This is a genomic window from Type-E symbiont of Plautia stali, from assembly GCF_059731115.1.
Map to the genome: position 1 here is coordinate 1208287 of NZ_AP035906.1, position 26677 is coordinate 1234963.

Annotated in this window: 23 protein-coding genes and 8 tRNA genes; 2 read left to right on the top strand and 29 right to left on the bottom strand. The window is 54.2% G+C overall.

Translation table 11 applies throughout. From position 1 onward, the window contains the following. Positions 1–117: 117 nt before the first annotated feature. The 9 genes from rlpA to leuS form a co-directional block, all read right to left on the bottom strand. A complete protein-coding gene (gene rlpA, locus AC6I8L_RS05435) occupies positions 118–1218 on the bottom strand; it encodes an endolytic peptidoglycan transglycosylase RlpA (protein ID WP_058960803.1) in 1101 nt (366 codons plus the stop codon). Between the two features lie 10 nt (positions 1219–1228). Further along, the gene (gene mrdB, locus AC6I8L_RS05440) at positions 1229–2341 is read right to left on the bottom strand and encodes a peptidoglycan glycosyltransferase MrdB (RefSeq protein ID WP_058960853.1); all 1113 of its coding nucleotides are present in this window, start codon (positions 2339–2341) and stop codon (positions 1229–1231) included. Between the two features lie 8 nt (positions 2342–2349). Further along, complete coding sequence (gene mrdA, locus AC6I8L_RS05445; RefSeq protein ID WP_034829051.1) at positions 2350–4254, bottom strand: peptidoglycan DD-transpeptidase MrdA; 1905 nt, start codon at positions 4252–4254, stop codon at positions 2350–2352. A 34-nt stretch (positions 4255–4288) separates the two neighbouring features. Continuing rightward, a complete protein-coding gene (gene rlmH / locus AC6I8L_RS05450; protein ID WP_058960802.1) occupies positions 4289–4759 on the bottom strand; it encodes a 23S rRNA (pseudouridine(1915)-N(3))-methyltransferase RlmH in 471 nt (156 codons plus the stop codon). 3 nt (positions 4760–4762) lie between these two features. Then, entirely contained in the window at positions 4763–5080 is a 318-nt protein-coding gene (gene rsfS, locus AC6I8L_RS05455; RefSeq protein WP_038648315.1) for a ribosome silencing factor, read from the bottom strand. A 91-nt stretch (positions 5081–5171) separates the two neighbouring features. Next, positions 5172–5816 (bottom strand): nicotinate-nucleotide adenylyltransferase, encoded by a 645-nt coding sequence (gene nadD, locus AC6I8L_RS05460; RefSeq protein ID WP_058960801.1) that lies wholly within the window; start codon positions 5814–5816, stop codon positions 5172–5174. Further along, complete coding sequence (gene holA / locus AC6I8L_RS05465) at positions 5809–6840, bottom strand: DNA polymerase III subunit delta (RefSeq protein ID WP_038648309.1); 1032 nt, start codon at positions 6838–6840, stop codon at positions 5809–5811. The genes nadD and holA overlap by 8 nt, the downstream gene beginning before the upstream one ends. After that, entirely contained in the window at positions 6837–7436 is a 600-nt protein-coding gene (gene lptE, locus AC6I8L_RS05470) for an LPS assembly lipoprotein LptE (RefSeq protein ID WP_058960800.1), read from the bottom strand. The genes holA and lptE overlap by 4 nt, the downstream gene beginning before the upstream one ends. 14 nt (positions 7437–7450) lie before the next feature. After that, the gene (leuS, locus tag AC6I8L_RS05475; RefSeq protein WP_058960799.1) at positions 7451–10033 is read right to left on the bottom strand and encodes a leucine--tRNA ligase; all 2583 of its coding nucleotides are present in this window, start codon (positions 10031–10033) and stop codon (positions 7451–7453) included. Positions 10034–10376: 343 nt separating this feature from the next. Here leuS and AC6I8L_RS05480 point away from each other — a divergent pair, with 343 nt between their 5' ends. Continuing rightward, positions 10377–10859: a zinc ribbon-containing protein gene (locus tag AC6I8L_RS05480; RefSeq protein ID WP_058960798.1), complete on the top strand. Its 483-nt coding sequence runs from the start codon at positions 10377–10379 to the stop codon at positions 10857–10859. Between the two features lie 85 nt (positions 10860–10944). Here AC6I8L_RS05480 and AC6I8L_RS05485 read toward each other — a convergent pair whose 3' ends face one another. The 9 genes from AC6I8L_RS05485 to miaB all read right to left on the bottom strand — a co-directional run bounded on the left by AC6I8L_RS05485 (position 10945) and on the right by miaB (position 20253). Beyond that, positions 10945–11670, bottom strand: a complete 726-nt coding sequence (locus tag AC6I8L_RS05485; protein ID WP_034829065.1) for an amino acid ABC transporter ATP-binding protein — start codon at positions 11668–11670, stop codon at positions 10945–10947. Next, complete coding sequence (gene gltK / locus AC6I8L_RS05490; protein WP_058960797.1) at positions 11671–12348, bottom strand: glutamate/aspartate ABC transporter permease GltK; 678 nt, start codon at positions 12346–12348, stop codon at positions 11671–11673. Next, a complete protein-coding gene (locus AC6I8L_RS05495; protein ID WP_034829069.1) occupies positions 12348–13088 on the bottom strand; it encodes an amino acid ABC transporter permease in 741 nt (246 codons plus the stop codon). Before AC6I8L_RS05495 ends, gltK begins: the two co-directional genes overlap by 1 nt. 161 nt (positions 13089–13249) lie before the next feature. Further along, positions 13250–14143 (bottom strand): glutamate/aspartate ABC transporter substrate-binding protein, encoded by an 894-nt coding sequence (locus AC6I8L_RS05500; protein ID WP_058960796.1) that lies wholly within the window; start codon positions 14141–14143, stop codon positions 13250–13252. A 439-nt stretch (positions 14144–14582) separates the two neighbouring features. Beyond that, complete coding sequence (gene lnt, locus AC6I8L_RS05505; RefSeq protein ID WP_058960795.1) at positions 14583–16109, bottom strand: apolipoprotein N-acyltransferase; 1527 nt, start codon at positions 16107–16109, stop codon at positions 14583–14585. Between the two features lie 4 nt (positions 16110–16113). Beyond that, the gene (gene corC, locus AC6I8L_RS05510) at positions 16114–16995 is read right to left on the bottom strand and encodes a CNNM family magnesium/cobalt transport protein CorC (RefSeq protein WP_034829075.1); all 882 of its coding nucleotides are present in this window, start codon (positions 16993–16995) and stop codon (positions 16114–16116) included. 84 nt (positions 16996–17079) lie between these two features. Beyond that, a complete protein-coding gene (ybeY, locus tag AC6I8L_RS05515) occupies positions 17080–17553 on the bottom strand; it encodes an rRNA maturation RNase YbeY (protein ID WP_058960794.1) in 474 nt (157 codons plus the stop codon). Further along, positions 17550–18623: a PhoH family protein gene (locus tag AC6I8L_RS05520; RefSeq protein WP_058960793.1), complete on the bottom strand. Its 1074-nt coding sequence runs from the start codon at positions 18621–18623 to the stop codon at positions 17550–17552. Before AC6I8L_RS05520 ends, ybeY begins: the two co-directional genes overlap by 4 nt. A gap of 205 nt (positions 18624–18828) precedes the next feature. Beyond that, positions 18829–20253, bottom strand: a complete 1425-nt coding sequence (miaB, locus tag AC6I8L_RS05525) for a tRNA (N6-isopentenyl adenosine(37)-C2)-methylthiotransferase MiaB (protein ID WP_058960792.1) — start codon at positions 20251–20253, stop codon at positions 18829–18831. 169 nt (positions 20254–20422) lie between these two features. Between miaB and ubiF the strand changes: the two genes are divergently transcribed. Beyond that, positions 20423–21595, top strand: a complete 1173-nt coding sequence (ubiF, locus tag AC6I8L_RS05530; RefSeq protein ID WP_058960791.1) for a 3-demethoxyubiquinol 3-hydroxylase — start codon at positions 20423–20425, stop codon at positions 21593–21595. 86 nt (positions 21596–21681) lie between these two features. Here the strand turns inward: ubiF and AC6I8L_RS05535 are convergent. The 11 genes from AC6I8L_RS05535 to nagC form a co-directional block, all read right to left on the bottom strand. After that, positions 21682–21756 (bottom strand) — tRNA-Gln (locus AC6I8L_RS05535). 27 nt (positions 21757–21783) lie between these two features. After that, positions 21784–21858: transfer RNA gene (locus AC6I8L_RS05540), tRNA-Gln, on the bottom strand. Positions 21859–21887: 29 nt separating this feature from the next. Beyond that, a tRNA-Gln gene (locus AC6I8L_RS05545) sits at positions 21888–21962 on the bottom strand. 6 nt (positions 21963–21968) lie between these two features. Next, positions 21969–22045: transfer RNA gene (locus AC6I8L_RS05550), tRNA-Met, on the bottom strand. A 28-nt stretch (positions 22046–22073) separates the two neighbouring features. Beyond that, a tRNA-Gln gene (locus AC6I8L_RS05555) sits at positions 22074–22148 on the bottom strand. A 34-nt stretch (positions 22149–22182) separates the two neighbouring features. Further along, positions 22183–22257: transfer RNA gene (locus tag AC6I8L_RS05560), tRNA-Gln, on the bottom strand. A 21-nt stretch (positions 22258–22278) separates the two neighbouring features. Then, positions 22279–22363 (bottom strand) — tRNA-Leu (locus AC6I8L_RS05565). Positions 22364–22370: 7 nt separating this feature from the next. Then, positions 22371–22447: transfer RNA gene (locus AC6I8L_RS05570), tRNA-Met, on the bottom strand. Between the two features lie 215 nt (positions 22448–22662). Further along, entirely contained in the window at positions 22663–24330 is a 1668-nt protein-coding gene (asnB, locus tag AC6I8L_RS05575) for an asparagine synthase B (protein ID WP_058962153.1), read from the bottom strand. Between the two features lie 330 nt (positions 24331–24660). Further along, on the bottom strand, positions 24661–25413 hold the full coding sequence (locus AC6I8L_RS05580; RefSeq protein ID WP_034829095.1) for an HAD-IIA family hydrolase: 753 nt from the start codon (positions 25411–25413) through the stop codon (positions 24661–24663). A 39-nt stretch (positions 25414–25452) separates the two neighbouring features. Then, positions 25453–26673 (bottom strand): DNA-binding transcriptional regulator NagC, encoded by a 1221-nt coding sequence (nagC, locus tag AC6I8L_RS05585; RefSeq protein WP_034829098.1) that lies wholly within the window; start codon positions 26671–26673, stop codon positions 25453–25455. Positions 26674–26677: the final 4 nt, after the last annotated feature.

Below are 26677 nucleotides of genomic sequence, written 5' to 3' on the forward strand. Positions count from 1 at the left end.
GGACTACAACATCCGTGGGCTAAGAGTGAAAAAAGTGCCTTACTATAGCAAACGCCCGATCGAGCGACATCTTGCTTTGCAAATCAGTTTCAGCAGTAAAGGTAACTGCCCGTAACATTACGGACGGGCAGTTGTAATAAATGAGCTCATCTGTGCTTCAGTGGTCAGGCGCTGTTGTAACGCAGCGGCTTCCGCCCGGCTGCTGTAACCACCGAGTTGAATACGATAAACGTTGCCATTGGCTTCCACGTTTCCAGGCACGCCAAAACGTTTACCCAGGCTGGTCGCCAGTTGACGGGCGCGCGCCGCATCATTGACCGCACCGACCTGAACGACATAACCACCGGCGGTATGCGTACTCTGAGGTGCAGCGCTGGCTGGAGCAGAAACCGATGCCGCAACCGGCGCAGCGGGTGTTGCCTGCACAGACGTGGCGGCCGGTTCACTGCCTTCCAGTACACCGTTTGCTAAAGGCTGAGGCGCGCCGAGGAAACCGCTGCTCTGCACCGGGGCACCGAGGCCACCGTTACTCTGCAGGGTGCTGTTATCGACTGCGCGAACATCCTGTGGCGCAGGTGCAGGCGTAGTATTGGCGCTGCCACCCATCATCGCCATGCCGCCGTTAAGATCCGGGCGCGCGGGCAGGGCGTAGCTCTGCTTCGCCACTGTGGTGCCAATGGTGCCGGGGCCGGAAACAGAACCATCCGGTGCGACTTTGATGTAATCCACGCGAACACGGGAATTATTCGAGATATTCAAACGGTCGCCTGCCGCGCGAGACAGGTCAATGATGCGGCCGGGGGTATACGGGCCACGGTCATTAACACGCACCACGATCTGGCGACCATTGGCGAGGTTAGTGACGCGCACATAGCTTGGCAGTGGCAGAGTAGGGTGTGCCGCAGTTAAGGCATCCGGGTCGTAAGCTTCGCCGATCGCTGTGCGATTACCTTGCGCTTCTGCACCGTACCAGGTGGCCAGTCCGACTTCGCTGAAGTTCGAAGGATCCTTGATTACGCGATAATTTTTACCATTAACGCTGTAATCCTGGCTGGTAGAAGGATTGATCGGTTCATAGCGCGGTTCAACGCCTGGTATTTCCACCACCGGGCCATTATAGGCCGGCTGCGGTGGCGCAGTATTATTCTGCTGTTCCGGTGCGGAACAGGCAGCCAGTACCAATGATGCCAGTGCAACCCCAAGCCAATCCTTACGCATGTGCAGCCTCTTAAACGCTTTTAGATAACATTTTTCGATGAGTATGGATCGACATCACGATGCCAAATCCGGCCATTAATACAATCAACGCCGACCCGCCGTAGCTCACCAGCGGCAGCGGAACACCGACCACGGGTAAGATACCACTTACCATACCAATGTTAACGAAAACATAGACGAATAAAATCAACATCAAACCACCGGCCATCACGCGACCAAAGGTGGTTTGCGCGCGCGCCGCAATAATCAGGCCGCGCAAAATCAGCAGCAGATACAGTACCAATAGCACTAATACGCCGACCAGGCCGAGTTCTTCTGCCAGTACCGCAAAGATAAAGTCGGTGTGACGTTCAGGCAAAAACTCCAGCTGTGACTGGGTGCCATGCAGCCAGCCTTTGCCACGTAAACCACCTGAACCTATCGCAATCTTGGACTGAATAATGTGATAACCGGCACCGAGCGGGTCACTCTCTGGATCGAGCAGCATCATCACGCGGTCGCGCTGATAATCATGCATCAGGAAGAACCACAGCACCGGAATAAAAGCCGCCACCAGCAGCACCGCCACAGCAATCAGCTTCCAGCTCATCCCCGACAGGAACAGCACAAACAGGCCGGACGCGGCGATCAGAATCGAGGTGCCGAGGTCAGGCTGTGCCGCCACTAACAGCGTCGGCATGAAGATCAACACCAGCGCAATGCCAGTATTTTTCAGCGTCGGTGGGCAGACATCGCGGTTAATAAAGCGCGCCACCATCAGCGGCACCGCTATTTTGGCTATTTCGGAGGGCTGGAAACGCACAAAGCCAAGATCGAGCCAGCGCTGCGCCCCTTTACTGATATGGCCAAAGGCATCCACCGCCACCAGTAATATCACGCAGACAATATAGAGATAGGGCGCCCAACTTTCATACACGCGCGGCGGCACCTGCGCCATCACCAGCATGATAATGATACCCATGGCAATCTGACCGAGTTTACGCTCCATCATGCCCGGATCCTGACCGCTGGCGCTCCAGATAACGATGGCGCTGTAGGTCAGTAGCGCAAGGATGATCAGCATAAACAGGGGATCGATATGGATACGCGTCCAGATCGATCTTTTCTGCGGGCTATCGTTCATGGACATCTTTATTCACCTTCGTAGCCAGGCGGCGTCGGTGCGGCTTCAGGCAGCACGGTATTGTTGTCACCTAACATTATGTGGTCGAGAATCTGACGCATCACCGTACCCACTGCCGGGCCAGCACCGCCGTTCTCCAGAATCATGGTCACGGCAACGCGCGGTTTATCGTAAGGCGCGAATGCCGTCATTAACTTATGGTCACGCAAGCGTTCAGCAATTTTGTGCGCGTTATAGGTTTCGTTCTCTTTCAGACCGAATACCTGCGCAGTACCGGATTTCGCAGCGATTTTGTAAGGTGCATCAGCAAAACTTTTGTGCGCCGTCCCGTTCGCGCGGTTGGCCACGCCGTACATGCCATCTTTGGCGATTTCCCAATATCCCGAGTGGATGTCGCCAATCGGCGCATCCGGCGGCTGGCGATACGGCACCATGGCCTGACCTTCACGGGTGGCGCGCAGTAAATGCGGCACTTTGATAATGCCGTCATTGATCAGAATCATCATGGCTTTGTTCATCTGCACCGGCGTTGCAGTCCAGTAACCCTGACCAATACCCACCGGAATGGTGTCACCTTGATACCACGGCTTCTTAAAGCGCTTCAGCTTCCACTCACGCGTTGGCATGTTGCCGGGACTTTCCTGCGGCAAATCAATACCGGTGCGATGGCCATAGCCAAATTTGGTCATCCACTCTGACAGGCGATCGATGCCCATGTCGTAGGCGACCTGATAGAAGAAGGTATCGGCAGACTCTTCCAGCGACTTGGTGACGTTAAGACGGCCGTGTCCCCATTTTTTCCAGTCGCGGTAGCGCTTTTCCGAACCGGGCAACTGCCACCAGCCGGGGTCAAACAGGCTGGTGTTGCGGTTAATCACGCCTGCGCTAAGCGCAGAGACGGCAACATAAGGTTTCACCGTTGAGGCGGGTGGGTAAGAAGCCTGCAACGCACGGTTATACAGTGGACGGTTCTCATCGCTCAGCAGGGCTTTGTAATCCTTACTGGAGATACCATCGACAAACAGATTGGGGTCATAGCTGGGGGTGGACACCAGCGCCAGAATTTCACCGGTACGCGGATCGCTGACCACCACGGCGGCACGGCTGCCGGTCAACAGGGTTTCAATATATTGCTGCAGTTTCAGGTCAACGGTCAGATAGATATCACGGCCGGCCTGTGGAGATTGCTCATGCAACTGGCGGATCACCCGGCCGCGGTTGTTCACTTCAACCTCTTCGTAGCCGGTTTTGCCATGCAGCACATCTTCGTAATAGTTCTCGATGCCCAACTTGCCGATATCATGCGTTGCCGCATAGTTAGGCCATTTACCTTCATCATCGAGGCGTTTAACGTCGCGGTCGTTAATTTTAGAGACGTAGCCCACTACATGCGTCAGCGTCTGGCCGTAAGGATAATAGCGGCGCTGATAACCTTTCACTTCCACACCGGGGAAGCGGTACTGATTGACGGCAAAGCGCGCCACCTGCACTTCGTTGAGTGCGGTTTTTACCGGAATGGAGGTGAAACGACGTGAGCGCTTACGCTCTTTTTCAAAGGCGTCGAGATCGTCGTCCGTCAGATCCAGCACCGGGCGCAGATCCTGCAGCGTCTGCTTCAGGTCATCGACTTTTTCGGGTACCAGTTCAGCCTGGTAAATGGTGCGGTTCAGCGCCAGCGGGACGCCATTGCGATCAAAGATGATGCCGCGGCTGGGCGCAACGGGCACCAGCTTGATGCGGTTCTCATTGGAACGGGTGCTGTAATCGTCGAAACGCAGGATTTGCAAGTGATAGAGGTTGACCACCAGCACGCTGGAGAGCAGGAAAATGCCAACAAAAGCCACCAAAGCCCGGCGGACAAAGAGTTTCTGTTCGGCAGTGTAATCGCGAAAGGCGTTGCTCTGTAATTTCATCCGCTGCGTTTATTGTCTGGAGGTTGTCAGGCGTTTATTCACGGTGATAAGGATGATTCGTGGTGATGCTCCAGGCACGATACAGGCTTTCGGCTACCAGCACACGCACCAGCGGGTGAGGCAACGTCAACGTGGACAGCGACCAGCTCTGCTCGGCAGCGGCTTTACAGGCCGGCGCCAGTCCTTCCGGGCCGCCAATCAACAAGCTGACATCGCGGCCATCTTGTTTCCAGCGCTCAAGCTGTTGCGCCAGCTGTGGGGTTTCCCACGGCTGCCCAGGAATATCCAGCGTGACGATGCGATTGCCTTTGCCGACGGCCGCTAACATCGCTTCACCCTCTTTTTCCAGGATGCGCTTGATGTCCGCGTTCTTGCCGCGTTTACCCGCAGGCACTTCGGTCAGTTCAAACGGCATATCCTTGGGGAAGCGGCGCAGATACTCCATGAAACCGGTCTGAACCCAGTCAGGCATTTGGGTGCCGACGGCCACAAGCTGCAGTTTCAAGGCTTAGCTCCAGAGCTTTTCCAGCTCATACAGCTGGCGGCTCTCTTCCTGCATCACGTGTACGATCACTTCGCCAAGATCAACGACGACCCAATCAGCGGCAGCTTTACCATCGACGCCTAGCGGTTTTAAACCCGCGGCACGGGATTCCTGAACCACGTGATCGGCGATCGAAACCACATGACGCGTCGACGTGCCGGTGCAGATGATCATGCAATCGGTGATGCTCGATTTGCCCTGCACATCAACAGCAATGATGTCCTGGCCTTTAATATCGTCAATCTTATCAATAACGAAATCTTGGAGTGCTTTACCTTGCAAAAGGTTCCCCTTAAAAACAGGTGATTACGAGAAGGCTGAATGCCCGGAAAACATAGCCTAAAATGAAGCGGCGCAGTATAGCACGCAACGATCAACCGCGATATAAGCCAGCGCGATCGATGTAGTCGATAACCGCATCGGGCAGCAGATCGGTGCAGGATTGCCCCAGGTGACGACGCTGGCGTATTTCCGTGGCGGAGATGTCGAACAGCGGCGTATCAGCCAGCCAGATAAGGCCTGCCGGAGATTGATGCAACTGTTCAGCGTGCTGTGCACGATGCACATCCAGCCACTGCTGCATCTCAGGCGTTTCCATCTGCGTCGCATAGCCCGGTCGCTGGCACACCAACAGATGGCACAAAGAGAGGAGATCCTGCCAGCGATGCCATTTGGCTAACGTTAGCAGAGAATCTTGTCCGATGATAAACCCGAGGGGCTGTTTTGCACCGCGTTCCGCACGGAGTGCTTCAAGGGTTGCCACCGTCCATGACGGCGTATCCCGCTCCAGTTCTCGCGTATCAATATCAAACAGGGGGCGGGTCGCAATCGCACAGCGCAGCATTTCCACGCGTTGCCGGGCACTGGCTTCGGGCTGTGGCCGATGCGGCGGCACATTATTCGGCAGCAGCGTGACCTTTTTCAACCCTACCTGTTGCGCCAGCGCTTCCACCGGGCGCAGATGGCCAAAGTGGATAGGGTCGAAGGTGCCGCCAAACAGCGCGTAAAGTTTAGACATCCGTAAAGCTTAGGGGAAAATCGCGGTGACACAGCAGCAGCGACAAGGTTTCAAGCTGCGGCCAAAGGTTTTGACCGTAATCCTGCTTCATGGTCAGCTCCAGTTCGGCGAGCAGATGGACGGCGCGTTGCAGACGACGTGCATCAAGGCGTTGCAGCGCATCGGTAAACAGTGCGCGACGGTTTTGCCAGATGCGCTGTTGATCCATTAGCGCACGCAAGCCCTGTTTACCCTGATTGCGCTGCAAATGCAGCAGCGTCAGTAAATCACGTTGCAGAGAACGCAGTAAAATCACCCCTTCAGCATCCTCTTTTTCCAGCTGATGCAGAATATGCAGGGCGCGCTTGCTTTTGCCCGCCAGCAGGGCATCCACCCAGTGGAAGGGCGTAAAGTGTGCAGCGTCATTTACCGCGTCTTCCACGCGGGGCAGAGTGAGTTTGCCATCTGGCCACAGCAGTGACAGACGTTCCAGCGCTTGCGCCAGCGCCAGCAGATTGCCTTCGTAGCAGTAGCACAGCAGTTGAATCGCCGCGTCATCAACACTCAACTTCATGGCTTTGGCACGGCTCGCGACCCAGCGCGGCAACTGCGCTTGTTCGGGCGTCTGGCAGGGAACCAGCACGGCATGAGCGCTGAGCGCTTTAAACCAGGCGCTGTTTTCCTGCGCTTTGGTCAGTTTTGCCATGCGCAGCACCAGCAGGATATCGCTGTGCAGCAGGCTGGCGAGTTTAACCAGTTGCTCGGCCATCGCTGCATTGGCACCGTTTTCTGGCAGTTGCAGCGTTAAGGTCTGGCGTTGAGTGAACAGGCTGAGTGCCTGACAGCTGGCAAAGATCGCATCCCAGTCGGTTTGCGCATCAAGAGTGACACTGAAGTGTTCTTCAAAGCCTTGAGAAGATGAGGCCGCGCGAATGGCATCGGCACTTTCCTGAATCAGCAACGGTTCATTGCCGGTCAGAAAATAACAGGCGCGCAGCCCCTCACGAAGCTGCGCGCTCAGTTGTTCAGGATAAATCCTGATCATTGCAGACTGGTTGCTGACGAAGAGGGCACTTCTGGTGAATTCTCACCTGGTGCGATGATCTCCGGCTGTGGCAACGTGTCTTTGTTGCTTTCCTGCGCGGCATGAACCGTTAACAGTTTACGCACCAGTTGCTCGGCGGCACGCTGGCGCATCTCCTGCACGATCATGTCTTGCTCGGCATCCTTCGCCAGTGCGGCATTCGGGTTGTCGAAGAAAGAACGGTACACGGTGGTGCTGATCGGGTAGATGCCTTTGCCCGGGATCAGAACCTGCGCGGTCACTGTCATCACCAGTGAATACTCAGCAGTGGTGCCGCTGATAAACACTGACGCGGTATCACGCCCCAGCACTTCTGCACCTAAGCGCAGTGTCGGGTATTTGGCACTGGCCTGTTTGCTGTCATTAACAATGGTGACATCATTGATACGCAGCTGTTGGCGCACGGTGCGCGCCATTGGGCCATACGGATCGCCACTCTGGACGATCAGCGTTTTCATCTCGTTAGGCACCATGGTGGTGCCACGCGGGTGAAAACCACAGCCTGCGGTGATCATCACCGCAAGCAGGACAAAGAGCCTGATAATCAGTTGTCGCACAGTTCCTCCTGAACTTAACCTACGACCAGGTTAAGCAGTTTGCCAGGGACATAAATCACTTTACGAAGTGTGACGCCTTCCAGATATTTCGCCACAATGTGCTCCTGCGCAGCACGCGCCTGAACCTGCTCCTGCGTAGCATCCGGCGCAACGGTAATCTTGCCGCGCACTTTGCCATTCACCTGTACAACGACCAGCAGTGAATCTTCCACCATCGCGGATTCATCCGCAACCGGCCAGCTGGCTTCATCGACACTACCTTCTCCGCCCAGCGCCTGCCACAGAACATAGCTGGCGTGCGGCGTGAACGGATAGAGCAGACGAACGACCGCCACCAGCGCTTCCTGCATCAGTGCGCGATCTTGAGCGCTCTCCTGCGGGGCACGAGTCAGCTTGTTCATCAACTCCATGATGGCAGCGATAGCGGTGTTGAATGTCTGGCGACGACCCACGTCATCGGCCACCTTGGCGATGGTTTTGTGCAGATCGCGACGCAGCGCTTTCTGATCGTCGTTCAGTGCATTGAGGTCCAGCGCCACGGTGGCACCTTTCGCTACGTGTTCGTAGGCCAGTTTCCACACGCGCTTCAGGAAGCGGTTCGCACCTTCTACACCCGATTCCTGCCATTCCAGCGTCATTTCTGCTGGTGAAGCAAACATCATGAACAGACGCACGGTATCGGCACCGTAACGTTCAACCATCAGCTGTGGATCGATGCCGTTGTTTTTCGACTTGGACATCTTGCTCATGCCGGCATAAACCACTTCGCGGCCTGCGTTGTCGACAGCCTTAACAATACGACCTTTTTCATCGCGCTCAACGCTAACATCAACCGGAGAAACCCAGTTACGCTCGCCGTTCGCGCCGGTGTAATAAAACGCATCGGCCAGTACCATACCCTGACACAGCAGACGTTTGGCTGGCTCATCAGAGTTCACCAGGCCTGCGTCACGCAGCAGCTTGTGGTAGAAGCGGAAATACATCAGGTGCATGATGGCGTGTTCGATACCACCGACATACTGATCCACCGGCAGCCAGTAGTTCGCAGCGGCAGGATCCAGCATGCCTTCGTTGTAATTGGCACAGGTGTAACGCGCGTAATACCAGGATGATTCCATAAAGGTGTCAAAGGTATCGGTTTCGCGCAGCGCTGGCTGGCCGTTAACCGTGGTTTTCGCCCACTCAGGATCGGCTTTGATCGGGCTGGTGATACCGTCCATCACCACATCTTCTGGCAGAATCACTGGCAGCTGATCTTCTGGCGTTGGCATCACGGTGCCGTCTTCCAGTGTCACCATTGGAATTGGCGCGCCCCAATAACGCTGACGGGACACACCCCAGTCGCGCAGACGATAGTTGACTTTACGCACGCCGACGCCTTTCGCCGCCAATGCATCAGCAATGGCGTTGAAGCCTGCCTGATGATCCAGACCGTTGAACTCACCCGAGTTGAACAGCGCGCCTTTATCGGTCATCGCCGCTTCGCTCAGATCAGGCGTTGAACCATCCAGATTCAGGATCACTGGCTTGATGTTCAGGTTGTACTTAGTCGCGAACTCCCAGTCACGCTGGTCATGGCCTGGAACAGCCATCACTGCGCCGGTGCCGTATTCCATCAGGACAAAGTTAGCGACCCAAACTGGGATCTCTTCGCCCGTCAGCGGATGGATAGCAAACAGGCCGGTGGCCATGCCTTTCTTCTCCATCGTCGCCATATCGGCTTCAGCCACTTTGGTGGTGCTGCATTCTGCGATGAAGTCAGACAGCGCAGGGTTGCTGGCCGCAGCCTGGCGCGCCAGTGGGTGGCCAGCTGCCACAGCAACATAGGTGGCACCGAGGAAGGTGTCCGGACGTGTGGTGTAAACTGTTAATTTCTCTTCGCTGTACGCCACATCGAAGGTGATTTCCACACCTTCAGAACGGCCAATCCAGTTACGCTGCATGGTCTTGACCGTTTCAGGCCAGTCTTCCAGCTTATCCAGATCGTTGAGCAGTTCTTCCGCGTAAGCGGTGATTTTTACGAACCACTGAGGAATCTCTTTGCGCTCAACTTTGGTGTCACAGCGCCAGCAGCAGCCGTCGATAACCTGTTCGTTAGCCAGCACGGTTTGGTCATGTGGGCACCAGTTCACCGCTGAGGTCTTTTTATAGACCATGCCTTTTTCATACAGCTTGGTGAAGAACCACTGTTCCCAGCGATAGTACTCTGGCTGGCAGGTGGCCAATTCACGGCTCCAGTCATAGCCAAAGCCCAGCAGTTTGAGCTGGTTCTTCATGTATTCGATGTTGTCATAAGTCCATGGCGCGGGTGCGGTGTTATTTTTAACCGCAGCGCCTTCGGCTGGCAGTCCAAACGCATCCCAGCCAATCGGCTGCAGGACATTTTTACCCAGCATGCGCTGATAGCGCGCAATCACATCGCCGATGGTGTAGTTACGCACGTGGCCCATGTGTAGGCGGCCAGAAGGATAGGGCAGCATAGAAAGGCAGTAGTATTTCTCTTTGCCTTCCTGCTCGGTCACTTTAAAGGTTTCGTTTTCGTCCCAGTGCTGTTGGACGCGGGATTCTATCTCTTCCGGGCGGTATTGCTCTTGCATGGCTGCCTGTGGTCCTTTATGAAAATCGTTAACCCTGAATAGTTCACGTTACAGGCGGGCGGCAAAGGTGTGAATACGCTCGCGCTTAACGAAGTAAGCGACGGCGTGAACACGTGCAGCCAACGCACCTGCGACTTGAAGTATGACGGGTTCGCATACATTTAGATCCGCATAGCATACCCATAAGGCTCTTCCTCAACAACATTTCACGCCCCGGCTGAGTGGATTTCTACTCAATGCGCCGCCGCTTTCACCCTTTTGCGATTTACTCCGCTTTCGTCACGGCAAATATGACAGAACAGCTAAACTTACTATCAGCTATTCCCGCGGAAAGGAGAACAAAATGAATAACGTGGCGCAGGAGTATCGTGCAACGATAGCGGCATTAACCCAGCGGCTGGAGCAGGGCGAGCGTGATGTTGATGCCCTGGTCGCTGAGGCACGGCAGGAGTTATTAGCGAAAAAGACGCTGACCTCTTCTGAAGTGAATGAGGTGATGCGGGCGGTCAGGCGTGATTTACATGAGTTCGCGCTCAGTTATCAGGAATCTTCAGATGTGCTCGGTGACTCCGTATTTTTGCGCGTCATTCGCGAGAGCGTATGGAAAGAACTGGCGGATATCACGGACAAAAGCCAGTTAGAGTGGCGCGAGGTGTTTCAGGATCTACGACATCACGGTGTTTATCAAAGCGGTGAAGTGGTGGGGTTGGGTAATCTGGTGTGTGAGAAGTGCGGTTTTACCCGGGCGATCTATACACCGGAGAGCTTAACGCGCTGCCCGGAGTGTGGGCACGATCATTTCCAGCGTCAGCCTTTTGAACCTTAATGAGCAGAAAACGATAAGATGCATCGCGCCGCTGCGTGCGTGATGGGAAATCACAGCCATGCAGTGGCGCGATGGATGGCGCTAATTAATGCAGGATCTTCGCGAGGAAGTCTTTTGCGCGGTCGGACTGCGGGTTATTAAAGAAGTCATCTTTGTTAGTGTCTTCGACAATTTTCCCTTCATCCATAAAGATCACGCGATTGGCCACTTTGCGCGCAAAGCCCATCTCGTGCGTCACCACCATCATGGTCATGCCTTCGTTCGCCAACTCCACCATGACGTCCAGCACTTCATTGATCATCTCTGGGTCGAGCGCAGATGTCGGTTCGTCAAACAGCATCGCGATCGGGTCCATACACAGCGCGCGGGCAATCGCCACACGCTGTTGCTGGCCGCCCGAGAGCTGTCCAGGGAACTTCTCCGCATGCGCAGCCAGACCAACACGCGTCAGCAGCTTGAGACCTTTCTCACGCGCAGCGGCTTTATCTCGCTTTAACACCTTGACCTGCGCCAGCACCAGGTTATCGACAATGCTGAGGTGCGGGAACAGTTCGAAGTGCTGGAACACCATACCAACTTTGCTGCGCAGTTGTGCCAGGTTGGTTTTCTTGTTGTTCACTTCGGTACCGTTAACCTGAATGCTGCCTTCCTGCACCGGTTCCAGACCGTTCACCGTTTTAATCAAGGTTGACTTACCTGAGCCGGACGGTCCACAGACCACCACCACTTCACCTTTTTTCACTTCGGTGGAGCAGTCGGTCAGCACCTGAAAGTGACCATACCACTTAGAAACATTTTTCAGGCTAATCATTTAAACCGTCCTCTTTCTTTTCAGATAGCTAACCAACAGTGAAGCGCTCAGGCTGATCACAAAATAGACCAGACCGGCAAACAGAACCATTTCAACCTGGGTACCGTCACGCTCGCCAATCGTCGAGGCGGTACGGAAGAAGTCAGCCAGGCTTAACACATACACCAGCGAGGTATCCTGGAACAGCACAATGCCCTGCGTCAGCAGCAATGGCACCATGGCGCGGAACGCCTGCGGCAGGATGATCAATTTCATTGATTGCCAGTGCGTCATACCCAACGCGAGCGCAGCATTCGACTGTCCGCGTGAGATGCTCTGGATACCCGCTCGGATGATTTCCGAATAGTAGGCCGCTTCAAACAGTGCAAAAGCAATCATGGCGGAAATCAGGCGAATGTCAGTTTTGGGGGAAAGTCCCAATACCTGTTGCAGTAATGCAGGCACCACCAGATAGAACCACAGCAGCACCATCACCAGCGGGACGGAGCGGAACAGGTTGACGTACAGCTTAGCGAACCAGCGAATCGGCGCGAACGGCGACAGACGCATCACGGCCAGAATCGTGCCCCAGATAATGCCGAACACCACGGCGACGGCGGTAATCTTGAAGGTGATGATCAAGCCATTCCACAAATAGGGCAGGCTGGGAGGAATCGAACTCCAGTCAAACTCGTACATTATTTGCCTCCCAGATTGCCGGGCAGGCGAATTTTACGTTCTACCAAACTCATAATCAGCATGATCACCAGGTTAATACCCACGTAAGCCAGGGTAATGGCGGTGAAAGATTCATAGGCGTGCGCCGAGTAGTCGAGCAACTTACCGGCCTGCGCCGCCATATCCACCAGACCAATGGTCGAAGCGATGGCAGAGTTTTTCACCAGGTTCAGCATTTCCGAGGTCATCGGCGGCACAATCACGCGATAGGCATTCGGCAGCAGCACGTAGCGATAAGTTTGTGGCAGCGTCAGCCCCATCGCCAACCCTGCGTTTTTCTGACCGCGTGGCAATGATTGAATCGCGGCACGTACCTGTTCACAAACGCGCGCAGCAGTGAACAAGCCGAGGCAAATGGTTGAGGAAACGAAGAACTGAATATTGGGGTCCAGTTCTGCTTTAAACCACATCCCCAGTTTTTCGCCAACCAGTTCTGGCGCCACCAGATACCAGAAGAAGAACTGGACGATCAGCGGGATATTACGAAACAGTTCCACGTAGCAGGTACCAATGGTCGACAGCAGTCGATTGGGCACGGTACGCAGAATGCCGAAGAAGGAACCTACCAGGAAGGCGATAATCCAGGCGCAGCAGGAAACCGCAACGGTAACCTGAAATCCGGACCACAGCCAGCCGAGGTAAGTCGTATTGCCGAACGGGGCCTGTTGTAAAAAGATGCCCCAGTTCCAATCGATACCCATAACGAGCTCCGGTAAAAAAAGGGTAGCGAGGCTACCCATAAGATTGTTGAGCGGTGTCTTGCGTCCTGCTTCAGGGGAACGACCTGTTGCAGTCTGTCTGTCCGCACCGCGTGTTCAGCAATCGAGAGGGCAGCCTAACTGCCCTTGTTTTCATTGTTAATTCAGAGTGCTTTATCGTTTGGTGCTTTGAACAGCGCCTGCATGTCAGAAGACAGCTCGAAGTTCATGTTCAGATTCTTCGGTGGGATTGGCTGTTTGAACCAGGTATCGAACCACTTAGCGGCTTCACCCGAGGTCTGCGCTTTCGCGATGGTTTCATCCATCAGCTGTTTGAACTGCGGGTCTTCTTTACGCAGCATACAGCCGTAGGCTTCTTTCGACTGAGGTGTGCCAGTGATCTGCCAGTCGTCTGGTTTCTTCGCTTTAGCACGTTCACCCGCCAGCAGCGCGTCATCCATCATGAAGGCCACGGCACGACCGGTTTCCAGCGTACGGAAAGAATCGCCATGGTCTTTGGCGCTGATGATGCGCATATCCATTTTCTTCTCGTCGTTCAGCTTGTGCAGCAGAACTTCAGAAGTGGTACCAGAGGTCACGACAACGGTTTTGCCTTTCAGGTCTGCGAAATCTTTGATATCGCCACCCTTTTTCACCAGCAGACGCGTACCGATGATGAAGACGGTATCGGAGAAGGCGGCTTGCTGCTGACGTTCCAGGTTGTTGGTGGTAGAACCACATTCAAAATCGTAAGTGCCGTTTTGCAGCAGTGGAATACGGTTCTGAGAGGTGATCGGCAGCATTTTTACTTGCAGATCAGGCTTGTTCAGCTTGGCTTTGATCGCCGCTACGATGGCGTTTGAGTAGTCTTGTGAATAGCCTACCACTTTTTGCTGGTTGTCGTAGTAAGAAAAGGGAACTGATGACTCACGATGCCCAACGACGATCACGCCGCTATCATTAATTTTTTTCAGGGTGCCGGTGAGATCTTCCGCCTGGGCCGCTCCCGCTGCTGCTCCCAACAGCAGAAGAGATAATGCCACTTTGCGTGTCTGCATGTTCCTACTCCTTTGAATGGATGTCGCGCAGAACATAAACTGCGCAGATTGTGATGTTGTGTGTATTTCGTGCTGCTTTTTTAGTTATCCCTTAGCGCAACTGCGCGCAGGATAGTGATTAACATAGCGAATTGTTAACGCAATGAAACAAAAAAGTTTGTTTTTTGCGAGCCGCTCCGCACCATTAAGAGGCAATAAAAAGCCATTGCGCCGTTTCGGTGCGTGTCAGTGCCAAATAATAGTGCGTGAACATGGCATTACGCTGACAAAACGCTGATGTTGAGAAAATCACTGAAATAAATAGCAATGATCGTGCCAGCACGGTGAAATGCGTGAAAAAGCCAGCAGAGAATCTGGTAAAGCGTAGCCGATGGGAGCGGAAAACAGCGCAAAAAAAAGGCGAAGTGAGCACTTCGCCTGTCAGAATGTGATCGGAGTGTCAGTGGCGGCGACGAATAATCGCCAGAACGATGCCGATTAACGTCAGAATCCATACCGGCCAGATGCCTGCTTTGGCATAAGGGGTCTCACCAGTGGTGGGTGTTACCCTGGCTTCCAGCACGTCACGCGTGAACTGCGGGATCTCTTTTTCAACCTCGCCGTTGGCATTCACCACCGCCGTGACACCGTTATTGGTGGATCGCAACAGCGGACGGCCCAATTCCAGTGCACGCATACGCGCCATCTGGAAATGCTGCCAGGGGCCGATGGAGTGACCAAACCAGGCGTCGTTAGATACGGTCAGCAGGAAGTTGGTATTAGGACGGAAGTTGGCTCGTACCTGCTCGCCCAACACAATCTCGTAGCAGATGGCGCTGGTAAGATCATAACCCGCCACCTTCAACTGCGGCTGCACATAGGCACCACGGCTGAACGATGACATCGGCAGATCGAAGAACGGCGCCAGCGGACGCAGCAGATCTTCTAGCGGCACAAACTCCCCGAACGGCACCAGATGGTTTTTCTGATATCGGTTATGGCTTTGATAGCTGTAAGGCTGCTCGCCGCCCAGCACAATCACGGAGTTGTAATCGTGGTAGCGGTTATCCCCTTCAACGCGTGAATCGACAATCCCGGTAATTAGCGAGCTGCCGCGCTCGCGCAGTTCGGCATCCAGCGCTTTGAGGAACGGCTGCTGATTGCTTTCAAGGTCGGTAATCGCCGATTCCGGCCAGATAATGATGGGCGCTTTGCCCATATAAGGCTGGCTGTAAGAGGTGTACACACGCAACGTATTCAGCAACTGCTGTGGGTCCCACTTCATCGACTGGGGAATGTTGCCTTGCACCATCGCCACGTCCACGCTGCGTTCCGGCAACGGCTGATACCATTGCAACATGCGCAGTGGCCATGGCAGCAGCAGCAATACCGCGGCCGCCACCAGGCTCTTCACCGTACGATGATAAAGCGCATGCACCAGCAGACCGGCGATCACCATCAACAGGAAAGTGATGGTTTCAACGCCCGCCAGCGGCGCAAGGCCTTTGAGTGGACCGTCGATCTGGCTGTAGCCGAACTGCAGCCACGGGAATCCGGTCAGGATCCAGCCACGCAGAAATTCGCTGATTTGCCACAATGCCGGTGCCGCCAGCACCAGACGCCACAAGGTCGCACGTGGCCACAGGCGATTAAGCACCGCCGCAAACAGCATCGGATAAATCGCCAGGTAAGCGGCCAGCAATATCACCAGGAAGACGTTAACCGGGCCAGGCATACCACCAAAGGTGGCGATGCTGACGTAAACCCAGTTAATGCCACTGCCGAACAGCCCAAAGCCCCAGACGAAGCCAATCGCGGCGGCTTGAGGGCTGCGGCGATCCAGTAGCAACAGTTGCAGTCCCGCCAGGGAAACTAATGCGGCAGGCCAAAAATCATAGGGAGAAAAGGAAAGGGTGCCAACGGCACCCGCAATCAAAGCCAGCAGCAGGCGAACCCGCTGCTGCGAGTAGAGAGAGGCTAAAGCCATAAAATTATTCGTCTTCCAGTTGCGGTTGTGGAGAGTCTTCCGGAATTTTCACATGCACCTGGATGATACGGCGGCTGTCGGCCATCGCGACTTTGAATTGGTAACCATCAATGTCGATGCTCTCACCGCGCGCGGGAAGGTGGCCGAATCCCTGCATCACCAGACCGCCAATGGTATCCACTTCATCATCACTGAAGCTGGTACCAAATACCTCGTTAAAATCCTCGATAGGCGCAAGCGCACGTACGGTATAGGTATGGCGGTTTAACTGACGGATATCACGATCTTCTTCATCGTCATATTCATCTTCAATTTCACCGACAATCAATTCGAGGATATCTTCAATCGTGACCAGTCCGGAAACGCCACCGAATTCGTCAATGACAATCGCCATATGATAGCGCTGGGAACGGAACTCTTTCAGCATGCGGTCAACACGCTTACTTTCAGGCACGACAACGGCGGTGCGCAGCACTTTCTCAATGCTGAAAGGTTCAGACGCGCTGCTCATAAACGGCAGCAGGTCTTTGGCCATCAAAATGCCTTCGACGTGGTCTTTATCTTCGCTGATCACCGGGAAGCGTGAGTGGGCGGAATCAATAATGACCGCAAGGCACTCTTCAAGGCTTTGGTTGCGTTTAAGGGTGATCATCTGGGAGCGCGGGATCATGATGTCACGCACGCGCTGCTCGGCAATATCCAGCACCCCTTCGAGCATGTCGCGGGTGTCCTGGTCGATCAGCTCTTTTTGCTCAGAATCGCGGATCAGTCCCAGTAGCTCATCACGGTTTTTGGGTTCACCGTGAAAAAGTTGGTTAATTAACAGGGAGAAAAATCCCTTTTTACTACTGGGTGCGTCGCTGTTTTGAGAATGGTCGTCGCTCATGGCGTTTTTATTTCGTTCTCTCTGGTGAGGGAAAGGAACTGCTGGCATCCGCGCCAGCAGCGCAATAACCTGAACCTAAAGGGATCAGGCGTCTTCTTTCTCCGAAATGTACGGGTCAGGATAACCAAGAGCAAGCATTATCTCGGTCTCCAGCGCCTCCATTTCTTCGGCTTCTTCATCTTCAATATGGTCATAGCCTAGCAGGTGTAGCGTGCCGTGGACTACCATATGCGCCCAGTGGGCTTCAACGGTTTTGCCTTGCTCTTCCGCTTCTTGCTCAACAACCTGACGACAAATAATCAGGTCGCCCAGCAGTGGCAGCTCAATCCCGGGGGGCGCTTCAAACGGGAAAGAGAGCACGTTGGTCGGCTTATCCTTACCGCGATAAGTCAGATTAAGCTCATGACTCTCCGCTTCATCCACCAGACGGATGGTGACTTCACTTTCCGGCTGGAAAGGCGTCGCGGCGGCTTCGAGCCAGCGCTGGAAAGCGGGTTCGGCTGGCAGGCCATTTTCATCGGCACAGGCCAACTGTAAATCTAAAATCACCGCGCTCATGAAGGCTCCTGCGGGCTGGATGGGGCGGCAAGTTGAGACGCTAGTGTTTCACGCTTGCGCTCTTCTGCCAGTTTGTCACGGCGCTTCTGATCGGCTTCTTCCCACGCTTCATAAGCATTCACGATGCGTGCGACAACCGGATGACGCACCACGTCTTCGCTGTGGAAAAAGTTAAAACTGATTTCATCGACTTCCGCTAAAACCTCAATGGCATGACGCAGGCCGGATTTGGTGCTGCGCGGCAGGTCAATCTGTGTGACGTCACCGGTGATCACCGCTTTGGAGTTGAAACCGATACGTGTCAGAAACATCTTCATCTGCTCGATGGTGGTGTTCTGACTTTCATCGAGAATCACAAAGGCGTCATTGAGTGTGCGGCCGCGCATGTAAGCGAGCGGAGCCACTTCAATCACATTGCGCTCCATCAGCTTTTCCACGCGCTCAAAGCCGAGCATTTCAAACAAGGCATCGTAGAGCGGACGCAGGTAAGGATCGACTTTCTGGCTCAGGTCACCCGGCAGGAAGCCTAGTTTTTCGCCGGCCTCTACCGCAGGGCGCGTCAGCAAAATACGGCGGATTTCCTGACGTTCCAGGGCATCAACGGCAGCGGCCACCGCCAGATAGGTTTTACCGGTACCAGCTGGGCCCACACCGAAGGTGATGTCATGGTCGAGGATATTAGCCACATACTGCGCCTGATTGGGCGTACGGGGTTTAATCACACCGCGCTTGGTTTTGATGTGAATCGCCTTACCAAACTCCGGCACGCTTTCGGCGGTTTGCTCCAGTACACGGCTCTCTTTGATCGCCAGATGCACCTGGTCCGGTTCAATATCCGGGATTTGGCCACGCACTGGCGCAGTACTCACGTACAGGTCACGCAGAATGTTGATGGCTGCGTCAACGCTGAGCGATCGGCCCACCAGTTTGAAATGGTTGTCCCGGCGGTTGATTTCGACACCGAGGCGTTTTTCCAGCTGCTTCACATTGTCATCAAACGGACCGCACAGGCTCATCAGTCGGCGGTTATCAGCCGGTTCAAGGGCGATTTCACGAGTTTCGATATTCAAATGAATCCTTTGGGTCACTCAGGGCCAGTTGAAGAAGGTGTATCCAATGCTCCATCACAGATTGAGCATCTATACGGAATTATTTATGGGGCAAGGCCCGGCTGCAAGTTACAGAAGCGATATTTGGGCGTTGCAGGTGGAATGCAAGGGGCACGGGATGAAACAGGCGGCAGCACCTTGTGCACTGCCGCGCAAAGTTGGAGTATCAAGGCTGGTAAAGACCGACACCGATGTCATTTTCACGGCGCGTGCGGGCTATCACCGCATCGGGGCTGAGGCTGACACGCAATGCCATTTCATCTTCAGTGCGGATCAGTTTGCCACGCAGCGAGTTGGCATGGACATCGACAATTTCCACGTCAACAAACTTACCGATCATCTCAACAGGCGCTTCGAAGTTCACCACGCGGTTGTTGTCGGTGCGTCCGGTCAGTTCCATGACATTTTTACGTGAGATGCCTTCTACCAGCACACGCTGTGTGGTGCCGAGCATGCGGCGGCTCCACGCCATCGCCTGCTGATTGAGGCGATCCTGCAGAATATACAGGCGCTGCTTTTTCTCTTCTTCCGAAACATCGTCAGGCAAATCAGCGGCAGGCGTACCCGGACGGGCCGAGTAGATAAAGCTGAAGCTGACATCGAAATTCACGTCGCCCACCAGTTTCATGGTCTGCTCAAAATCCTGCTGCGTTTCGCCAGGGAAACCAATGATGAAATCTGAACTCATCTGAATATCAGGACGTGCTTTCTGCAGCTTGCGGACTATGGCTTTATATTCCAGCGCGGTGTGCGCACGCTTCATCAGCGTCAGGATACGATCGGCACCGCTCTGAACGGGCAAGTGCAGGAAGCTCGCCAGCTCTGGCGTGTCACGGTAGACATCAATAATGTCATCAGTGAATTCAATCGGATGGCTGGTGGTAAAGCGGATGCGGTCGATGCCATCAATGGCCGCCACCAGACGCAACAGTTCCGCGAAGCTGCAGAGCTGGTCATCAAAGGTCGTGCCGCGATAGGCGTTGACGTTTTGGCCCAGTAAATTCACTTCTCGCACGCCCTGCGCAGCCAGTTGCGCGATTTCCAACAGAATATCGTCACATGGACGGCTCACTTCCTCGCCTCGGGTGTAAGGCACCACGCAGAAAGTACAGTATTTGTTACAGCCTTCCATAATGGAGACAAAGGCCGTCGGGCCTTCTGCACGCGGTTCTGGCAGACGGTCAAATTTCTCGATTTCCGGGAAGCTGATGTCAATCACCGGGCTTTTCGTCCCGCGCACCTGATTCAGCATCTCTGGCAAGCGATGCAGCGTCTGTGGACCAAATACAATATCCACGCAATTGGCGCGTTCACGCAGGCGTTCACCTTCCTGCGAAGCGACACAGCCGCCGACGCCAATAATCACGTCAGGATTTATCGCTTTCAATTTCTTCCAGCGTCCTAACAGCGCGAAAACCTTCTCCTGCGCCTTCTCACGGATCGAGCAGGTGTTGAGCAGCAGGACATCCGCCTCTTCAGCGTCCTCGGTCAGGGTGTAACCGTGCGTGCTGTTCAGCAGATCGGCCATCTTTGATGAATCGTACTCATTCATCTGACAGCCCCAGGTTTTAATATGCAGTTTTTTGGTCATCGAACTAGCCATTGATTCAGAGCAGGGAAGTGCAGGGCGCGTATTGTAATGCTTTGCTGCTGTTGTGACCAGCACAGCAGGGTCTGAGATTGTGCAGCAAATTTCCGGTACACTTTATCTATCAACGTGATGACGTGAGCTATCACGACAAGCAGAAGGATTAGAGTCAATGCAGGATTCACATTTTGATGTGGTGGTGGTGGGCGGCGGTATGGTTGGTGCCGCGCTGGCTTGTGGACTGGCACAGCAGCAATTTCGTGTGGCGGTGATTGAACGTGCCGAACCCGCTGCGTTTGATGCAGAAAGTCCGTCCGATGTCCGCATTTCCGCGATTGGAGCCTCGTCGGTAGCACTGCTGCGTCAGTTGAATGTGTGGGAACGCGTGCTGGCGATGCGCTGTGCGCCTTATCGCAAGCTCGAAACCTGGGAGTGGCAAAGTGCACATGTGACCTTTGATGCTGCCTCGCTGGGCTTGCCAGAGCTGGGATATATGGTGGAAAACAGCGTGCTGCAACGTGCGCTGTGGGAAAAGATGCAGGAAGAGGGGATCACGCTGATTTGTCCCGCCAGCCTGCAGCAGCTTCAATCGCATCGTGGCGGCTGGCAGGTCCAGCTGGATAATGGCACCACGCTGGATACGCGGCTGGTGGTTGGCGCGGATGGCGCCAACTCGCGCGTGCGCCAGCTGGCGGGAATTGGCGTGCGTGGCTGGCAATACGCGCAGTCCTGCATGCTGATTAGCGTCGAATGTGAGCATGATGCGGGGGATTCGACCTGGCAGCAATTTACGCCAGAGGGGCCACGTGCTTTTCTGCCGCTGTTTGATCGCCACGCTTCTCTGGTGTGGTATGACGCACCGGCGCGTATTCGCCAGCTACAGGCGTTGCCATTGTCACAGCTTGAAAAAGAGATTCACGCCCATTTCCCGGCACGCGTTGGGCGGGTTCAGGTCAAGAAAGCAGCCTCATTCCCGTTAGTTCGTCGCCACGCTACGCGCTACGTTTTGCCGGGATTGGCGCTGGTGGGTGATGCAGCACACACCATCAATCCCCTTGCCGGACAGGGCGTAAACCTCGGGTATCGCGATGTTGATGCGTTGATTAATACGTTGGTGGAGGCGCGCAGCCAGGCTCAGTTATGGTCATCGGATGCGGTGTTACAGCGTTATCATCGTCAACGCTATAACGATAATTTGCTAATGCAGGGTGGGATGGATCTGTTCTATTTTGCCTTTAGCAACACGCTGGCCCCATTGCGTTTTGTGCGTAATCTGGGATTGATTGCAGCGGAGAATGCTGGAGCGCTGAAACGTAAGGCGCTGAAGTACGCGTTGGGCTTATAGATGGCAGAGCGTCGCAGGGCGCTCATGGCAGTTTCCCGGATGCAGAAAACAATAAAGCCCGCAAAAGCGGGCTTTATTGTGCAATTTGGCTGGGGTGCAGGGATTCGAACCCCGGAATGCTGGTATCAGAAACCAGAGCCTTACCGCTTGGCGACACCCCAATAATGCGTTTTCAAATTGTCTTTAATTGGCTGGGGTGCAGGGATTCGAACCCCGGAATGCTGGTATCAGAAACCAGAGCCTTACCGCTTGGCGACACCCCAATTAATGGCGTTACAAATTATCTTTAATATGGCTGGGGTGCAGGGATTCGAACCCCGGAATGCTGGTATCAGAAACCAGAGCCTTACCGCTTGGCGACACCCCAAAAATTTGGTGGCTACGACGGGATTTGAACCTGTGACCCCATCATTATGAGTGATGTGCTCTAACCAGCTGAGCTACGTAGCCTGAGTTTACTGCTTATTACTTCCGATAATGGCTGGGATACCTGGATTCGAACCAGGGAATGCCGGTATCAAAAACCGGTGCCTTACCGCTTGGCGATATCCCATCTGTCGACTCGCATCCACGAGTAAATATCGGATTGGCTGGGGTACCAGGATTCGAACCTGGGAATGCTGGTATCAAAAACCAGTGCCTTACCGCTTGGCGATACCCCATCCGGCTGCCGAAGACTGAAATGGTGCGGGAGGCGAGACTTGAACTCGCACACCTTGCGGCGCCAGAACCTAAATCTGGTGCGTCTACCAATTTCGCCACTCCCGCGAAAAGATGGTGGCTACGACGGGATTTGAACCTGTGACCCCATCATTATGAGTGATGTGCTCTAACCAGCTGAGCTACGTAGCCATCTTTTTTCGCTAACCTTCATCGGCGTTGCGGGGCGCATTATGCGTATTGAGCTTTGTAGCGTCAACAAGTTTTTTGCCGTTTTTTGCCTTAAAACGCCTGTTTGACTGGCTTGTAACCAGGGTGGCGATTTATTCAGCAGTTTTCGATCGCAACATCGACGATGAAAACAAAAAGGGGCCTTTTCAGACCCCTTATCCTACTCATTCACAAGCTTATTTGTAGGCAGACTGATGCACGCCGACAGCACGACCAGATGGGTCATCCATGTTCTTGAAGGCTTCATCCCACTCAATCGCTTTAGCCGATGAACAGGCGACGGATGGACCGCCCGGTACACACTCTGCTGCACTGGCAATCGGGAACAGCTCTTCAAAGATTTCGCGGTACAAATACGCTTCTTTCGAGTTCGGCGTGTTGTACGGGAAACGGAAGTGCGCGGTAGACAACTGCTGATCGGTGATCTGCTTCGCGGCCACTTCTTTCAGGCTATCGATCCAGCTGTAGCCTACGCCATCAGAGAACTGCTCTTTCTGACGCCATGCCACGCTCTCCGGCAGGTAAGAAGAGAAGCATTCACGCAGAATGTGTTTCTCCATTTTGCCGTTGCTGCCGCACATTTTGTCTTCCGGGTTGATGCGCATCGCCACATCAAGGAATTTCTTATCGAGGAACGGTACGCGCGCTTCAACGCCCCATGCCGACATCGCTTTGTTGGCACGCGCACAGTCAAACATGTGCAGCGCCAGCAGTTTACGCACGTTCTCTTCGTGGAATTCCTGAGCGTCAGGTGCTTTGTGGAAATACAGGTAACCACCAAACACTTCGTCCGCACCTTCACCAGACAGCACCATTTTGATGCCCATTGCCTTGATTTTACGCGACATCAAATACATCGGCGTAGAGGCGCGAATGGTGGTGACGTCATAGGTTTCGATGTGGTAAATCACATCGCGAATCGCATCCAGACCTTCCTGCACGGTGAAGTGAATCTCGTGGTGCACGGTGCCCAGATGTTCCGCCACTGATTTGGCCGCTTTCAGATCAGGTGAGCCTTCCAGACCTACCGCAAAAGAGTGCAGCTGTGGCCACCAGGCATCACTTTTATCTTCATCTTCCACACGTTTTGCCGCAAAGCGCTTCGTCACGGCAGAAATGATAGAGGAGTCGAGGCCGCCAGACAGCAGCACGCCATAAGGCACGTCAGACATCAGGTGGCTTTTCACTGACTCTTCCAGTGCATGCTTCAGGCCCGCAGCGTCAGTGGTGTTCTCGGCAACGGCAGCGAAATCCATCCAGTCGCGCTGCCAGTAACGACGGATTTCGCCATCGCTGCTGCACAGGAAGCTTCCCGGCGGGAATTCTTTGATGGTGCGGCAAACCGGCACCAGCGCTTTCATTTCAGAGGCGACAAACAGGTTGCCGTGCTCATCGTTGCCCATGTACAGCGGGATAATCCCGATGTGGTCACGACCAATCAGATACTGCTGCTTCACGCTGTCCCACAGAATAAAGGCGAACATACCTTGCAGATCATCGAGGAAATCGAGACCTTTTTCCTGATACAGCGCGAGAATCACTTCGCAGTCAGAACCGGTCTGAAACGCGTAACGATCGCTGAGTTCAGCACGCAAAGCCTGATGGTTGTAGATCTCGCCGTTCACGGCCAGTACGTGGGTGTGGTCAGCGTTGTACAGCGGCTGTGCACCGTTGTTAACGTCAACAATCGACAGGCGCTCATGCACCAGAATGGCTTTGTCATCGGCATACACGCCAGACCAATCCGGTCCACGGTGACGCATCAGACGGGAACACTCCAGCGCTTTCTTGCGCAGTTCAACAGGATCGGATTTCAGATCCAGCACACCAAAAATCGAACACATAACTGACTCCTGATCTCACCTTGCGGCGATGTTATTTCTACGTTTGTCCGGCAGCCTTGACTGCGTGATGTATAAGAAAATGCGCTATCAGGTGGTGTCAACGCAAGTTAAATTGCGATCTTTTGATAAAAAGATTGTTGTGATGGCTTAAAAATTGAATTTCATCTAATTAAATGTCAATTAAATTAGATGGCGTCTAATGAATTGGCGTTTTGGATGATTTCCTGCGCAATTAACGGCGCACAGAATCATAATAAAGGGATGTAAAAACAAACGCCCTGCTCACACGACGTGCGGGCAGGGCGATAAGTAAACGCGATAAGAGAAGGTTTAGAACAGGTCGATATCGGCCACTGAAGGGTAAATCCAGTCAGGGCGGAAAGGCATCGCATCAATGTCACTCAGCGTCGAAACCCCGGAGAGCACCAGAATGGTTTCCAGGCCCGCCTGGAATCCGGCCAGAATATCGGTGCGCAGGTTATCGCCGACAATCACCGTCTCTTCCGAGTGGGCATGCATCTTATTTAGCGCAGCACGCATGATATACGGGCTCGGCTTACCGACGTAAAACGGTTTGCGACCGGAGATGGTTTCGATACCGGCGCAGAGTGCACCGCAGGCTGGCACAAAACCGCGTGCGTGGGTATCCGGGTTGGTGGCGATAAAGCGTGCGCCATTAGCCACAAAGAAAGCCGCTTTATGCATCATTTCCCAGTTAAAGGAGCGCGTCTCCCCAACAATCACAAAATCGGGATTCACATCGGTGATGGTAAATCCGGCTTTATACAGTTCGTGAATCAGCGCGCCTTCGCCAATCACGTAGGCTTTTTTGCCTTCCTGACGACGCAGGAAATCGGCTGTCGCCATCGCCGAGGTATAGAACACTGAATCCGGTACCTCGACACCCGCATTGGCAAAACGGTTTGCCAGATCCTGAGCGGTTTGCGACGGATAGTTGGTCAGCACCACCAGCGGCATCTCTTTTTCAAGGATGCGCTGCAGAAACTCATTCGCGCCTTTCACGGCGGTATTGTCGTGCATCAACACGCCGTCGATGTCACAGATTACGCTTTTGATGGTCATATTGGCTTCCGGTCGGGCCCGCCAGACGGCAGGCTTCAATTATTCTTCCAGCAGATGCTGCAGCAAAATACCATTCAGCATCGCACGTTTCGCCAGGGCAAAAGCGCCAATAGCGGAACGGTGATCCAGTTCGGAACGCACCACCGGCAGGTTTTTGCGGAAGGCATTCAGCGCTTGGGTATTAATGCAGCCTTCAATCGCCGGGAACAGCACTTTGTCTGCGTCGGTGATTTCCCCCGCCAATACCACCTTTTGTGGGTTGAACAGGTTAATGGCAATCGCAATCGCTTTCCCGAGATAACGCCCTACATACTCAATCACTTCGCAGGCCAGCGCATCGCCCTGGTTGGCGGCACGGCAAATTTGCGGCATCAGGCAGTTATCCAGCGTCAGCGTGCTGGGATAGCCCTGGTTGAGCAAATGGCGCACGCGATTTTCAATCGCGCCATTGGCGGCAATCGTTTCCAGACAGCCAAAGTTGCCGCAGTGGCAGCGCTCACCCAAGGGATCGACCTGGATGTGGCCAATTTCGCCCACGTTGCCGTTGCTGCCGAGGAAAATATGGCCGTTAGCGATGATGCCCGCGCCGGTACCGCGATGTAAACGCACCAGTATGGAGTCTGCACAGTCACGACTTGCACCGAAATAGTGCTCCGCCAGCGCCAGACTACGGATATCGTGACCGACAAAGCTGGTGACGTTAAAGCGTTTCTGCAAGCTGGATACCAGCGGCCAGTGGCTGACAGCGATGTGCGGCATATAGCGAATAATGCCGTTAATCGGGTCCACCAGGCCTGGCAGAATCACCGCGATCGCGATTAATTCATGAATCTTGCGTTGATGCGCCGCCATAAATGCCGTGATGGCATTGAACAGCGCATTCTCCAGCGTTTCCTGGGTGCGCTCAGGCAGGGGATAATCTTCCTGCGCCAGCGATTTTCCGCTCAGATCGAATAATGTCAGCGTGGCATCATTGCGTCCTAAGCGAACGCCGATGGTATGAAAATGGCGAGTTTCGGTAATGATGGAAATGGCGCGGCGACCACCGGTAGAGGCTTGTTGCTCTACCTCTTTGATCAGGCCGCGCTCAATAAGCTGGCGGGTAATTTTCGTGACGCTGGCGGGCGCAAGCTGGCTGAGATCGGCGATCTGTATGCGCGATATCGGCCCTTGTTGATCAATTAGCCGGTAAACGGCTGCACTATTGAGTTGTTTGACAAGATCGACATTTCCTATTTGAGTCTGGCCGCCAGTGGTCATTCAG